12 protein-coding genes are annotated in these 14,607 nt (G+C 45.5%); 7 read left to right on the top strand and 5 right to left on the bottom strand.

Annotated features, from left to right (window positions below; translation table 11 throughout):
• Positions 1-127 precede the first annotated feature (127 nt).
• From A3CS_RS0104655 to A3CS_RS0104635, 5 genes are read left to right on the top strand one after another with little or no spacing between them, the layout of a single operon-like run.
• Positions 128-1,183 (top strand): RodZ domain-containing protein, encoded by a 1,056-nt coding sequence (locus A3CS_RS0104655; protein WP_019518281.1) that lies wholly within the window; start codon positions 128-130, stop codon positions 1,181-1,183.
• Between the two features lie 11 nt (positions 1,184-1,194).
• Positions 1,195-2,298 carry a flavodoxin-dependent (E)-4-hydroxy-3-methylbut-2-enyl-diphosphate synthase gene (gene ispG, locus A3CS_RS0104650; RefSeq protein WP_005547472.1) on the top strand — a complete coding sequence of 368 codons (1,104 nt, stop codon included), beginning with the start codon at positions 1,195-1,197 and terminating at the stop codon, positions 2,296-2,298.
• Between the two features lie 21 nt (positions 2,299-2,319).
• Positions 2,320-3,597: a histidine--tRNA ligase gene (hisS, locus tag A3CS_RS0104645; RefSeq protein ID WP_005547474.1), complete on the top strand. Its 1,278-nt coding sequence runs from the start codon at positions 2,320-2,322 to the stop codon at positions 3,595-3,597.
• Between the two features lie 10 nt (positions 3,598-3,607).
• The gene (locus A3CS_RS0104640; protein ID WP_005547476.1) at positions 3,608-4,222 is read left to right on the top strand and encodes a YfgM family protein; all 615 of its coding nucleotides are present in this window, start codon (positions 3,608-3,610) and stop codon (positions 4,220-4,222) included.
• 52 nt (positions 4,223-4,274) lie between these two features.
• Complete coding sequence (locus tag A3CS_RS0104635) at positions 4,275-4,727, top strand: methyltransferase family protein (protein WP_005539334.1); 453 nt, start codon at positions 4,275-4,277, stop codon at positions 4,725-4,727.
• 5 nt (positions 4,728-4,732) lie between these two features.
• On the opposite strand, the gene hda is transcribed toward A3CS_RS0104635, so the two are convergent.
• From hda to gshAB, 5 genes are all read right to left on the bottom strand, one after another.
• Positions 4,733-5,437, bottom strand: a complete 705-nt coding sequence (gene hda / locus A3CS_RS0104630) for a DnaA regulatory inactivator Hda (RefSeq protein ID WP_005539331.1) — start codon at positions 5,435-5,437, stop codon at positions 4,733-4,735.
• A gap of 119 nt (positions 5,438-5,556) precedes the next feature.
• The gene (locus A3CS_RS0104620; RefSeq protein ID WP_005547483.1) at positions 5,557-6,810 is read right to left on the bottom strand and encodes a nucleobase:cation symporter-2 family protein; all 1,254 of its coding nucleotides are present in this window, start codon (positions 6,808-6,810) and stop codon (positions 5,557-5,559) included.
• 123 nt (positions 6,811-6,933) lie between these two features.
• On the bottom strand, positions 6,934-7,560 hold the full coding sequence (gene upp, locus A3CS_RS0104615) for a uracil phosphoribosyltransferase (protein ID WP_005539327.1): 627 nt from the start codon (positions 7,558-7,560) through the stop codon (positions 6,934-6,936).
• Between the two features lie 134 nt (positions 7,561-7,694).
• Positions 7,695-9,542, bottom strand: coding sequence for a peptidylprolyl isomerase (gene ppiD / locus A3CS_RS0104610; protein WP_005547484.1), 1,848 nt, complete (start codon positions 9,540-9,542; stop codon positions 7,695-7,697).
• Positions 9,543-9,674: 132 nt separating this feature from the next.
• On the bottom strand, positions 9,675-11,948 hold the full coding sequence (gene gshAB / locus A3CS_RS0104605) for a bifunctional glutamate--cysteine ligase GshA/glutathione synthetase GshB (protein ID WP_012821123.1): 2,274 nt from the start codon (positions 11,946-11,948) through the stop codon (positions 9,675-9,677).
• A 231-nt stretch (positions 11,949-12,179) separates the two neighbouring features.
• Between gshAB and A3CS_RS0104600 the strand changes: the two genes are divergently transcribed.
• Both A3CS_RS0104600 and clpP read left to right on the top strand, forming a co-directional pair.
• Positions 12,180-13,781: a phosphoethanolamine transferase gene (locus A3CS_RS0104600; RefSeq protein ID WP_005588272.1), complete on the top strand. Its 1,602-nt coding sequence runs from the start codon at positions 12,180-12,182 to the stop codon at positions 13,779-13,781.
• 241 nt (positions 13,782-14,022) lie between these two features.
• The gene (gene clpP / locus A3CS_RS0104595) at positions 14,023-14,604 is read left to right on the top strand and encodes an ATP-dependent Clp endopeptidase proteolytic subunit ClpP (protein ID WP_005542551.1); all 582 of its coding nucleotides are present in this window, start codon (positions 14,023-14,025) and stop codon (positions 14,602-14,604) included.
• The last annotated feature ends 3 nt before the right edge of the window (positions 14,605-14,607 follow it).

The following is a 14,607-nucleotide window of genomic DNA, read 5'->3' as shown; positions in this document are numbered from 1 at the left end:
AAAGTGCGGTCGTTTTTCCCCACAAATTTCCTTCCAATCGCAGAATAACGCCATATAACAGTTGCAAAACAGGCGTTACAACCTTAAACTTTAGCACTCAATTTTAGTCAGAAATATCGTCCGTTTTATGAATATGCAAAATACATCAGAAACACAATCCCGCAACGAACAGCAGACCACTTTAGGCGATAAATTTCGCCTCGCCCGCGAAGCCCTCAATCTTACGCCGGAGCAAGTGTCAAAAGAGATTTCTTTACGTCCCGCCCTTGTTCGTCTCATCGAAAATAACCAGTTTACCAACGAAACCATTCCCGCCACATTTATGCGCGGCTATGTGCGTAGTTATGCGAAATTTTTGCGTATTCCGGACAGCGAATGGATGAATGTCATTCATTTCGGCAACGAACAGAAAAACGATTTGGGCAAAAACGCCCGCGCCACCCGCTCCGTTAACCAATATTCGTCACACAATAACTGGATCGGTTACCTCAGCGCGTTAGTCATTTTGATCGTGGTGGGCATGACCGGAATGTGGTGGTGGGAAAGCCACCAGCAATCTAACGCGGAACGAGATGTATTAGTCAATTCCTACACGCCGTCCGCACCGGTGACAACGGAAGTGAACACCGCGCCTGCCAAGCCCGCAGGTAACGAAATTCCGGTGCCGCAGCCTACGGCCAAAATCGAAAATACCTTAACGGATACCGCACCGAAAGGCACCGGCATCGAAATTGAGACCAAACCGCTCACAGAGACACCGGTTGCAGCCAATACGACGGCGCCTGTCGCTCAAGAATCAAACGCTCCGATAGCAAGCGCCAATGTATTGCAACCTAAAATGGACAAAATCGGCAGCAATGAGCAGTTAACTAGCGTTCAACCTGAATCGCAAGCCTCCGCCGAGCCACAAAGTGCGGTGGAAAATTCAAGTGTTTCTGCCGTCACCACAAAGGATAACTTATATATTGAAGTTATCGGCAACTGCTGGATCAGCGTTAAAGATAAAAACCGCAAAGTCTTGGCACAAAAAGAATACAAACAAGGTGATGTGTTGAGTTTCAACGAAGAAGAACCTTATTCGTTAATTATCGGCGCGCCGGGCAACGTAAGAATTACTTATAAAGGTCAAGCCTTCCCGTTGACCGTTGACGGACGTGTGGCAAAATTTAAATTACCTCAATAATGAGTTAACTGATGTTAGAAAAACCAAAGATTCAGCGTAGAGAATCAAAGAAAATTTATGTGGGAAAGGTGCCGGTGGGCGGCGATGCGCCGATTGCCGTGCAATCAATGACAAATACGCGCACTACCGATGTGGAAGCCACCGTGGCGCAAATTAAGTCTCTGGAACGGGTGGGAGCAGATATTGTACGTGTTTCTGTGCCGACCATGGACGCGGCGGAAGCCTTCAAATTAATCAAACAACAAGTCAACGTGCCGCTGGTGGCGGATATTCACTTTGACTATCGCATTGCGTTGAAAGTAGCGGAATACGGCGTGGACTGTTTACGTATCAACCCGGGCAATATCGGGCGAGAAGATCGCATTCATGCCGTGGTGGATTGCGCTAAAGATAAAAATATTCCGATTCGGATCGGCGTCAATGCCGGTTCTCTGGAAAAAGACATTCAGGAAAAATACGGCGAACCGACACCGCAAGCCTTATTGGAATCCGCATTACGTCATGTGGAAATTCTCGATCGTTTGAACTTCGATCAATTTAAAGTGAGTGTTAAAGCCTCCGATGTTTATTTGGCGGTAGAATCCTATCGCCTGCTCGCCAAAGCCATTAAGCAACCCTTGCATTTAGGCATTACCGAAGCCGGCGGTGCCCGTGCAGGCGCGGTGAAATCGGCAATCGGTTTGGGAATGCTATTGTCCGAAGGCATCGGCGATACGTTACGGGTATCCTTAGCGGCGGATCCAATGGAAGAAATTAAAGTCGGTTTCGACATTTTGAAATCCTTACGCATTCGTTCGCGCGGGATTAATTTCATCGCCTGCCCGACCTGCTCCCGTCAGGAATTTGATGTTATCGGCACGGTCAACGCCCTTGAACAGCGTTTGGAAGACATTATCACGCCGATGGACGTCTCTATTATCGGCTGCGTGGTAAACGGCCCGGGCGAAGCGCTGGTGTCCGATTTGGGTGTGACCGGCGGCAACAAGAAAAGCGGTTATTATCTTTCCGGAGAACGTCAAAAAGAACGTTTTGACAATGAGGATTTAATCAATCAGCTGGAAGCCAAAATTCGCGCCCGCGTTGCGCAGCAAGATCCGAAAAATCGCATTATTTAATCTTTATTACAGGAATTTATTGTGGCAAAAACTATTCAGGCAATTCGTGGTATGAACGATTGCTTACCAACGGAAACCCCTTTGTGGCAGTGGGTTGAAAATAAAGTGCGGTCGGTTTTACAGGCGTATGGTTACGCCGAAATCCGGATGCCGATTGTGGAAAGCACGCCGTTATTCGCCCGCGCTATCGGTGAGGTGACCGATGTAGTAGAAAAAGAAATGTTTACCTTTAACGACCGTGACGACGAAAGTTTAACGCTCCGTCCGGAAGGTACGGCAGGTTGCGTGCGCGCCGGGATTGAGCACGGTTTGTTATATAATCAGGAACAGCGTTTGTGGTACATGGGACCGATGTTCCGTTACGAACGCCCGCAAAAAGGGCGTTATCGTCAATTCCATCAGGTCGGCGTGGAAATTTTCGGCATTCCGAATCCGGAAATTGATGCAGAGATTATCGCTTTAACCGCCCGTTTGTGGAAAGATTTAGGTATTTTTGACCATGTTACCCTTCAACTTAATTCCATCGGCTCCTTGGAAGCACGTAAAAATTATCGCCAGGCGTTGGTGGCTTTCCTGCAAAATCATCTTGATATTTTAGATGAAGACAGTAAACGCCGTTTAACCACCAATCCGTTACGGATTTTAGACAGCAAAGATCAGCGCGTTCAACAAGTATTAAATGATGCGCCGAAATTACACGATTACCTTGATGAAGAATCCCGCGAACATTTTGCACAATTATGCGCCTTGTTGGATAATTTAGGCATCACATACGAAATCAATCAAAAACTGGTACGCGGTTTGGACTACTACAATAAAACCGTGTTTGAATGGGTGACTTCCGCGTTGGGCGCGCAAGGCACGGTATGCGGTGGCGGTCGTTATGACGGCTTGGTGGAACAGCTTGGCGGACACGCCACCTCCGGTGTCGGTTTCGCTATGGGCTTAGAGCGTTTAGTGTTGCTCGTGCAGGAAGTCAATAAACAGATTACGCTACCAAGTGCGGTGGATATTTACATTGTTTATCCAGGTGAAGGCACCACGGTGGCGGCGTTTAGCCTGGCGGAAAAACTCCGCTCGGAATTACCGCACTTACGCACGCTATTGCATTGCAGCGGCGGAAACTTCAAAAAACAATTCAAACGTGCCGATAAAAGCGGTGCAAAATTGGCTTTAGTGATCGGTGAAGATGAAGTGAAAAATCAACAAGTGGTTGTGAAAGAATTGCTACAACATAGCGAACAAGTGGTGGTAGCATTAAGCGACATTACGACTCATATTCAAAATACGTTTAAATAAGGAAAGAAAAATGGCTTATACCATTGAAGAAGAACAAGAACTGACTGCCATCAAAGCCTGGTGGAATGAAAATTACAAATTTATTATCGTTTGTTTTGTTATTGCGTTTGGTGGCGTATTCGGCTGGAATTACTGGCAGTCTCATCAAATACAAAAAATGCACAAAGCCTCTGCAGAATATGAACAGGCATTGTTTAACTATCAAAAAGATCCGAAAGCACAAGCGGAACAATTTAATCAATTCATTAAAAACAATGAAAAAACCAGCTATGCCGTCTTAGCCTTGCTGGATAAGGCTAAAATCGCAGTGGAAAACAAAGACTTCCCATTGGCAGAAGATGCGCTGAAACAAGCGATGGCGCAATCTAACGATGATATTTTATCTTCCGTCAGTGCGTTACGTTTGGCGTCCGTACAATTCCAGTTGGGGCAATTGGATCCCGCGTTGGAAAGCCTTAAATCCGTCAAAGAACAGGCATGGAACAGCGCAAAAAACCTGTTGGCAGGCGATATTCAATTAGCCAAAGGCGATAAAGAAGCCGCGAAGAAAAGCTACCAACAGGCACAGGAAAATGCCGGTGCGTTGGAGCAACAGCTCATTCAAGTGCGGTTAAATAATTTATAGTTTTTAAGGCTTGGTTTCCAAGCCTTTCTGTTATCTCGCTCCAAGGCTTACTATGTCAAGAAATAAACCGAAAATTCCCATTCCGCCGCCACTCATTTTTGTTTTTTGCGCGTTACTGATGAAATTGCTGCCACCCGTTTGGCAATTTCCGACATCCTGGGGATTGGTCATTATTTTCAGTGCCTTAGGTTGCTTCATCGGCGCAGGCAGTGTGCTGCAATTTTTGCTGGCAAAAACCACCGTCAATCCGCTGCAATTAGAAACCGCTTCACAATTAGTGACGACCGGAATTTATAAATTCACCCGCAATCCCATGTATTTAGGCTTAGTTTTTATCTTGCTGGGTTGGATGTGTTATTTAGGTTCGTTATCCGCCGTTCTCGGCATTGTATTATTCATTTGGTACATCACCGAGTTTCAGATTAAACGGGAAGAAGAAAGCCTGCGGAACATTTTTGGAGAGCAATTTACACAATATTGCCATCGTACCCGCAGATGGTTATAGGTTGGTTATAAAGACAGGATTTCTTTGACGAAGGGAATGGTTAGTTTGCGTTGCGCCTGCAAAGAAGCCTGATCCAGTTTTTCTAAGGCTTCGAATAAGGTTTTCATATCCCGCTCCAAACGCTTAAACAGGAAATTTGCCGTTTCATCAGGCAATTCGATACCGCGCTGGTGCGCATTCTCTTGCAACACGGCAATTTTTTGTGCGTCGTCCAGCGGCATTAATTGATACACCTCCCCCCAAGTCAAACGGGAATGGAGATCCGGCAGACGCGCCGCCAAATTCGCCGGAGATTGATCGGCGCCCATTAATAAAAGGGTTTTTCCGGTTTCGCGAATGCGATTAATCAAATCAAAAATCGCCAGTTCCCATTCGGCATTGCCTATCACTTCCTGCACATCATCCAAACACACGACGTCCTGCCGTTCAAGATTTTCCAACACCGCCGGGGAGAAATACTGAGCCTTATTCAACGGAACATAAAGTGCGGGGCGTTGTTGGGTTAAATAATGATGGCAAATGGCTTTCAACAAATGACTTTTACCGCTGCCTCGATTGCCCCAAATATAGAAAAATTGCTGTTGAGGATGGGAGAAATTTTTTTGCAGGGAATTGAGCAACAGCTGATTATTTTCCGCATGGAAATTTTCCAACGTATCATCATCAAGCTGATGAATAGGCAAAAGAAGTTGAAAATGTGGCTCGCTCAAATCAAATACCGAAAAATGCTGAAGGAAAGTGCGGTAAGAATAAACGAAATTTTTTCATTTAGAAAGCCATTGGCGGATATTTTTATCCTCGTTTTTATATCCGCCAATGGGATTTTCGTTTAATCCTGAAGGGTGTCATTTTTCGCTTTTGGCAATACCAGATTCAAGATAATCGCCACCACGGCGCACAGGCTGATTCCTTTTAAAGAAACACCACCCACATCAACGAACATATTGCCGATACCGAAGGTCATTACCACCGCAATGATACACAAATTACGCGCTTCGGTAACATCCACTTTGGCGCGAATTAAGGTACTCATGCCTACTACCGCAATGGAGCCGAACACCAACATCATGATGCCACCCATCACGATGGTCGGAATGGTGGATAAAAAGGCACCCACTTTGCCACAGAAAGAAATACCAATCGCCCAAACCGCCGCCCAGGTCATGATATTCGGGTTAAAATTGCGAGTCAGCATCACCGCGCCGGTCACTTCCGCATAAGTGGTATTCGGCGGTCCACCTAATAATGACGCAGCACCGGTGGCGATACCGTCGCCCAGTAATGTACGATGTAATCCTGGTTTTTTGATGAAATCTTTACCCGTTACCGAACTGATTGCCATAATCCCGCCCACATGTTCAACCGCAGGCGCGATAGCAATCGGCAGTAAATATAAAATCGCCTCCAGTTTAAACTCCGGTGCCGTAAGATTCGGCATACTGAACCAAGGCGCGTCCAATACAGGTTGGAATTTAATTAAACCCATGAACAGGCATAAAATATAGCCCACGGCGATACCGAACATAATCGGGATTAATTTCATCAAACCCTTAGAAAATACCGCGACGCACAAGGTGGTAATCAGGGTCACCATGGAAACCAGCACCGCATCGTTATATTGATAGTCGCTGTTTTTACCCAGCGCCATATCCACAGCGACAGGCGCCAAGCCCATACCGATGATAATAATCACCGGACCGACCACCACCGGCGGGAAAATGCGCTCCAACGCCGCCACGCCGCGCAGTTTCACCAGTGCGCTTAACGCCACATAAACCAAACCGGCGCACGCCAAACCGCCCATGGTAGCAGGAATACCCCAAGTGGCGACGCCATATTGAATCGGTGCAATAAAGGCAAAGGAGGATGCCAGGAAAATCGGCACCTGTTTTCCGGTGCAAAGTTGGAAGAGTAAGGTTCCGATACCGGCGGTAAGCAACGCCGTATTGGCATCAAGACCGGTAATTAAAGGCACTAAAACCAATGCGCCAAACGCGACGAATAACATTTGTAAACCGACAAACGCTTGCTTGCCGACGCTTTGACGCACTTGTGATGCGTCTAATTGTGTTGCTGTTGTCATATAAGTTTCAACTCTCTGTCTGAATTAACTTAAGTGCGGTCGTTTTTTCAAGTGTTTTTGACTTTCTTTCGCCCGCGAAAGAGGCGGATAAAAACCCGTCTTTGATTCGGTATAAAATCAGGTTTATTTCGTACCGAAAATCTTGTCGCCCGCGTCACCTAAACCCGGAATGATGTAGCCGTTTTCATTTAAGTGATCGTCAATAGAAGCCGTATATAACTCAACATCCGGATGGGCTTTTTCCAATGCGGCAAGCCCTTCCGGCGCCGCCACCAAAACCAATACTTTAATATGTTGGCAACCTTTTTGTTTAAGTAAATCAATGGTAGCAATCATGGAACCGCCCGTTGCCAACATCGGATCCACCACGATTGCCAAGCGTTCATCTAAATCACTGGCAAGTTTTTGAAAGTACGGCACCGGCTCTAACGTTTCTTCATTACGGTACATCCCCACTACGCTGATACGCGCACTCGGCACGTGCTCCAACACGCCGTCCATCATGCCAAGACCGGCACGCAAAATCGGCACCACGGTCACTTTCTTGCCTTTAATACGATCGATTTCTACCGGACCGCACCAACCATCAATAATCACTTTTTCCGTTTCTAAATCCGAGGTGGCTTCATAGGTCAACAAGCTGCCCACTTCCATCGCCAATTCACGAAATTTCTTGGTATCAATATCGGCGGCCCGCATTAAACCTAGTTTATGCTTTACTAACGGATGTTTAACTTCTACTAATTTCATCGTATGTCTCCTTATTTTTTGCTGGATGGTTAGACGCGAAAAATTAACTCGCGGAATTGTAAATAAAAATACTTTTAGTGAACAGTGTATTGCAGACAAAAATAATGCCTATGTGTCATAGGCATTATGTGCAATTATTGCTCCTGATTCACCACCGAATCGTTTATTTCAATTTTGGCTTTGGCGCGTAACGCATTCAACAGATTATTCTGCAACGCAATCTGATCGGCACGCGCCAGTTGCACGGCAAATTGTTGTTGCTCCTGTTCGCTTAGTGCGCCGTCAACAACCTTATCTAAGGCAATCACAACAATGTCGCCTTTTGTTTCTTTGGTTGCTTGGTAAACCGCTTTTCCTTCCGTCGGTTTCGGCATCGCAAACACGGCATTGTACAACATCGGATCGTTATTTTCTGCGAATACCAAGCTTTGTGTCGCACCGAATTTCAGGCTATCCACGGTTTTACCCGCCGTTAATTCCTGCACTAACTTGTTGGCTTCGGCTAACACCACCGCTTCCGCCTTTTGGCGTTTAAGACGGGCGGTAATGTCATTTTTCGCTTCGTCTAAACTTTTCACGCTTTCCGCTTTATGCTCTAACACACGAATAACAACCGAATGCTGATCGCCGATGCTCATCGGTTCGGAATTGCTACCGCCCTGAGAAATATCGGAATCAAAAATCGCCGAAACTACATTTGGGTAATTTAACGCTGCCGGAATATCTTTACGTGAGAAATACCCCGTTTCCTGTACTTTCACGCCACCGGCTTCCGCCGCCGCGTTCAAAGAGGAAGAATCTTCAAAGGCTTTTTCTGCCACGCGTTTTTCAACGGAAAAGAACTGGTTATTCACTAAATTTTGACGAATTTGCGCAACAATTTGAGGCCTCACGCGCTCCAACGGCAACACCGCCGAATCTTTACGCTCTTCCACTAAAATAATGTGGTAGCTATTATCTAATTTAACCGGCTGACTGAACTTACCCACATCCAAGGCATTCGCGGCGTCTTCAAAAACTTTCGGAAATTCACCCGCACTTACCCAACTTAAATCTCCGCCTTTTTCCGCACTAATCGGGTCAATGGAATGGTTCTTCGCTAAAGTGGCAAAGTCCGCGCCGTTTTGCAGTTGTTGATATAAATCCTGTGCCTGTTGCTCGGTTTTCACTTCAATATGCGCGAGACGTTGTTGCCCTTGAGTCATGAATTGGGATTTATTGTCCTGATAATATTGCGCAATTTCCACATTGCTAATATTGATGTTTTTCTCCATATTGGCGCCGGACAAATCAAGATATTGCACTTTCACCGATTCCGGCAGGGTAAAATCTGCCTTATGGGCGTCATAGTAAGCTTGAATTTCTTCGGCACTGACCGTTTGTTTGGCAATTTCGTCCGCTAAAGACAGTGTTGCTAAACGCACATCACGACGTTGAAAGAAAAGTTTTGTCAAGGCTTCCTGCTGCACCGGCACGGTGAACGCGGTAATACCTAAACCGCTTTGCAATTGCTCCAAATGCAAGGCTTCGCGCACATAACCGGCATAGGTTTCGGCGCTGATACCGTTGCTTTGCAACAACTGCTGATATAACACATTGTCAAATTTGCCGTTATTTTGGAAGCTCGGTGTGGTGACGATTTCCTGCTTAATACGCTCATCGCTGACGCCTAATTTGAGGTCTTTAACATATTGGCGCAGTAATTCCTGATCAATCAGGGAAGATAGAACCTGTCTTTTTAAATTGGCAACGACAGTCGGAGAATCCGCTTCTTGCGGGCTAAGATTTTGAGAGGCGATATTGTATTGATTTTGAAAAGCTTGCTGTGAAATTTCTTCGCCGTTCACTTTCGCTGCCGAACTATCAATTCTGGAGTAAAGATAGCCTGCCATAGAACTAATAACGAAAGTGACCGTAATAAAACCAAAAAGAAACTTGGAAGCCCAGTTATTTGAAGCTCCGTGCAGTTTTTCCATTACCATTGAAATGTATCCTATAAAAGTGACGCAAAAATTTGCACGATTATAATCTAAAGCGCCTTTGTGCGCACTAGCAAAATAAAAAATCAAAGACGAATCTCTGAATTCGCTCTTTATTTTTATGTTAATAGAAAATTACTTCAACTCAGGAAATAACATCTTCAACACGTTTTGTGTCACTCTGCGGGATTGTCCGGCGTAAGGGAAAATGTGCATCATCATCATCGGGTTGAAATTGGCTTCAATCACACCCCAGGATTGTAAGTTCGGTTCGGCGGGTTTGGTTAAATCAGGAATAATTAAATCCACGCCGCACACTGCCGCGCCCATGGCTTTGGTAATGCCCACCGCGAGTTCCTTATAGCTTGGGTGCATTTGATCTGTCATATCGATGGAATCGCCGCCGGTGCTGATATTGGAATTGGCGCGTAACTGCACCAGCTGATCTTTTACCGGCACACTGTCCACCGCCAAACCCTGTTCTTTCAACTGTAACCGCTCAATATCGCCCAAAGCGATTTTCTTCAACGGCGTACGGCTACCGCCGCCACGCAACGGATGATCGTTTTTCTGCGCCACCAATTCCGCCACCGTATGCACGCCGTCGCCGATAACATTCGCCGGCACGCGCAATAACACCGCCAGGGTTTCATCGCCCAGCACAAAGAAACGGTATTCGGTGCCGGTTAAATAATCTTCCACCATCACTTCTTTATCTTCACGAAAAGCGATTTCAATGGCTTTGGCAAAATCTTCCCGATCATGTACACCTTGTTGGAAAATGCTGATACCTAAGCCGTAATTGGTGGATTTCGGTTTAATCACCACGGCACGACCGGCAAATAAGGCGTAATTGGCAACCGCCTGTTCCACACTGGTGAATTCTACACTTTGCGGCACGTTAAACCCGGCTTTCGCCAACACTTTTTTGGTCACCACTTTATTTTCCATGATCAGTGGCGAAATGTAGCTGTCGTGGGAAGTCATGTTGCCGTTTTTCACATATTCCAAATGATCGCCGAATTGCAGGCTGAGGAATTGATCCCGCTCATCCAGAATTTCAATTTTCAGCCCTTTTTGAATCGCATCGAACATCAGAGCTTGAGTGGAAAGCTCCATATTATCAAAAGCGGACAAAGCGTAAAAACGCTCAAATGCCTGCTGTTTGTAACGAATCGCCAGTTCCGCACCCAATTTTTGATAACCGCCATGTTGCTCAATAGCATTAACCAAACGCGCGCCAAGAGTAAGTGTCGGATCCGCAAATTGTGCCAATTTCTCTTTTACGATCGTCGCGATTTCCGCGCCGGCATGAATTTCCGTCAACATGGCTAGCAATTGCTGCAACACACGCTCTCCTTCCGATTGAAAGGCGGTCGGCGACAACGGATTTTCCCACGCCACCTGCGCTAATTTTTCTTTGCCTAAATCCACCGCACTTTCGGTGGATTCTTCGTCCAACCACGCCATAAGCAAAATAAAATAGTGAACGAATTTCGCATCGTTTAGCGCAATACCATAAGGCTCGAACGGATTCAAATCGAACAGGCGAAATTCCAAATACTGAATGCCGTTTTGCAGCAGCTCGCGGGCGTGCTTCGCGCCACGTAAACGGACATTGGAATAAAACTCTTTTTCCGCGATTAATTGACCGCTATTCACTGCGTGTTCCAAAGTATTGACATAATCCTTCAAGCTGTCGTAAGAAATTTTGACTCTCGGATCATTCACATAGCCATATTGGCTGGAACGCAGACTACGCACATATTGTCCCGGTTTTAATGGCGTGCCGCCGCGGAAATAATTAGCGTCAACGGTCGGCGTCGCCGCCAGTAAATAAACGAGAATCCATTGATAACGCAGGAAATTTCGGGCAACTTTCAGATACAAATCATTCTGAAAATCCACCGCACTTTGGTATTCATTTTGCCCGTTAAAAAGCTGCCGGATTAGAGCGGGATCCAGTTGGAAATTATAGTGAACACCGCTCACCATTTGTTTGCTTTTGCCGTAGGATTGCACCAAATGCTCACGATATGCCACATCTGCCGGATTCTCCAATTGCGCTACTTTGATTTGATCTTCCGGCGGCAACCCTGCCGGCATACTTAACGGAAACACGTATTCATCTTGCAGCATGGTGCGCAACACTACTTCATGAATGGCGGATAACCAACGTAAAGTGTCTTCAATTTTTTTATTCGGCGGGGTAATTAATTCAAGCTGGCTTTCGGCGAAATCCGTTTGGATATAAGGGTGGTAAGAACGGCTGCCAAAACATTTCGGGTGTGCGCTTACCACAACGGAACCGTCCGCATGCACGCGTTGGCTTTCTTTTTCAATACCGAAAGAACCCTGCTGAAACAACAATTCCAAGCGATTCTCTTTTATAACCTGCTGAATTTTCATAAAACTTCCTTTAATCCGAGTTGAAAAACAAATTTACTTATTGCTACAGTCGGAATACATTTTTCAAAAAACAACCACATTATTAAAATTAATGCCTCTAAATGCAAATAAAAAATCGTAATTCTCATAAGGAACGGTGATAACCTCATGTATTGCTATGAAAATACTTCAATTTAAGTAACAAAGAGACTAAAATTTTGCCTTAATGAAAAACACATGACGGTAATAACAATGTTTCAATCAAAAAAATTCTCTTTTCTTTACAATGATATATCCTTCTTTCTATTGTTACTGTTATTCGCCTTTCTGTCACATATTGCCCTCGGCATTTTAGATAATTATGCCAATCACATTCTGAGCATTTTGGGCTTGGGCATCCTGCTTTTCACGTTCAAAAAGCACAGCAACCGCTTATTTCTGGTCGCTTTTGTTTTTATTTTTGCCATTTCCTTCGGCTATGTGCCGTCAGGCATATTATACGGGCTGGTCTCCATCGGCGTGATTGCCTCCGTTTATGAAACGAATTTCAGCGAAACTTTGGGCTTTTTTCGCGCCATGCCCATTTCAATTTATTTTTTCACCGCACTTTATGTCGTTTTATTCATCGCATTATTGGTGATTAATCGCCATATCCATAGCAATAAAAAATATCAACCGGCTTACTATTGCCTTTATTTAGCCGCCGTTGTTCTGAGTTTATATACTCCCGTCAACAAACTCATCAACCACACGGATAAAACACAACCCTTTACCACCGCCGAATTTATTAAAGCGTCGGATTTTTACCCGGTCAGTTTTATTTCCAACGCGGTGAAGGTGAACAACACGTATTTAACCCAACGCGATTTATTAAATGACGCCCTAACCAAAACCCCGGAATGGGATATTGTTTACGTCGAACCGAAATACCAAAATTACGTGTTAATTATCGGGGAGAGTATGCGACGGGATTACACCTCGTTATACGGTTATCCGCAAAAAACCACGCCGTTTTTAGAGCAAGTGAACGGCTTGATTTTTAATCTGTATGTGGCGGCGGGCCCGAACACTCAGCCTTCTTTACAACGCACTCTTTATCGTTCCACCAACAATAATGAAGAAACGGTTTACACCGACAACATCATCTCCCTCGCCAAATTGGCGCACTACAAAACCTACTGGCTGTCCAACCAAGGCAAAGTGGGCGAATGGGACACCATGGCATCGCGCATCGGCATTCAAGCGGACGAATCCTTTTTCACCAAAAAAGGCGGCTACGATTCGGGCAATACGCCGGACACGGCATTATTGGAACCATTAAAACAGCTATTAAATAAAGACAAAGATCAAACCAAATTAATCGTGTTGCATTTAATCGGCTCCCACCCGACATTTTGCGCCCACTTAAATGGCGAAGAACCGAAATTCCATTTAGTCAGCCGTGAAATGTCCTGTTATTTGGATACCTTAAAACAAACGGATACCTTATTGTCGGAAATTAATCAGATTCTGAAAGCGCAAAATCAAAGTTATTCGGTGATTTATTTTTCCGATCACGGCTTGGCGCATTTGGGCGAAGGCAAAAATCTGTCCATGTTAAACAATAAAGAATACAAACAAAGTTATGCCGTGCCCTTTATTCGTTTTTCCAGCGACGATACCAAAAGAACCGTCATTAAAAACCCGCAAAGCGCCTTTAATTTTATTAACGGCTTTGCCCAATGGCTCGGCATCAAAGAAACCCATTTGAGCCAGGACGATTTTTTCAATCCGAAACCGCAACCGATTAAAGTGTTTAACTGGCGGGCGCTGGTGGATTACAACTCGCTGAAGGAAGATCCGGCGAAAAAATAGCCTTAGCAACAGAAAAGATTCATTTGTCGCGCTCAAAAGTGCGGTCATTTTTCCGAACGAATGTCGGCACTTTTGATTTTTCGCGGAATAGCAATTCAGCAAAGGCAATTTTTCAGGTAAAATAGCCGCCGTTTTTTGCGAAGTGAATTCGCCTCTGCGGCATCGTCGGCTTACCCGGCACCAAAAACACCGTTTTTTCTGACCGCACTTTTCACCCCATTATGACGAAATTGAGGAGCATATGAGTCTAATTCCTATGGTCGTTGACCAAACCTCCCGCGGTGAACGCGCCTATGACATTTATTCCCGCCTGCTGAAAGACCGCGTGATTTTTCTCAGCGGCGAAGTGGAAGACAACATGGCAAACCTGATTGTGGCGCAACTGCTTTTCTTAGAATCGGAAGATCCCGATAAAGACATCAACCTATACATCAACTCCCCGGGCGGCTCCGTCACTGCCGGCATGGCGATTTACGACACCATGCAATTTATTAAACCGGATGTTCGCACCCTGTGTATCGGTCAAGCCTGTTCCATGGGTGCATTTTTATTAGCCGGCGGCGCAGCGGGCAAACGCGGCGCATTACCGCATGCCCGCGTGATGATTCATCAACCACTCGGCGGTTTCCGTGGTCAGGCATCGGATATTCAGATTCACGCGCAAGAAATTCTGAAAATCAAAAGCACTCTTAACGAACGCCTGGCGTTCCACACCGGACAACCCATTGAAACCATCGAAAAAGATACCGACCGCGACAATTTTATGTCGGCGCAGGAAGCCAAAAATTACGGCTTAATTGACGAAGTGTTCAGCAAACGCTAAGAG

The sequence above is a fragment of the Aggregatibacter actinomycetemcomitans DSM 8324 genome (genome assembly GCF_000372365.1).
GTDB lineage: Bacteria > Pseudomonadota > Gammaproteobacteria > Enterobacterales > Pasteurellaceae > Aggregatibacter > Aggregatibacter actinomycetemcomitans.
Note: the sequence above shows the minus strand (reverse complement) of the source record. Positions and strands in the feature narration are given on the sequence as shown.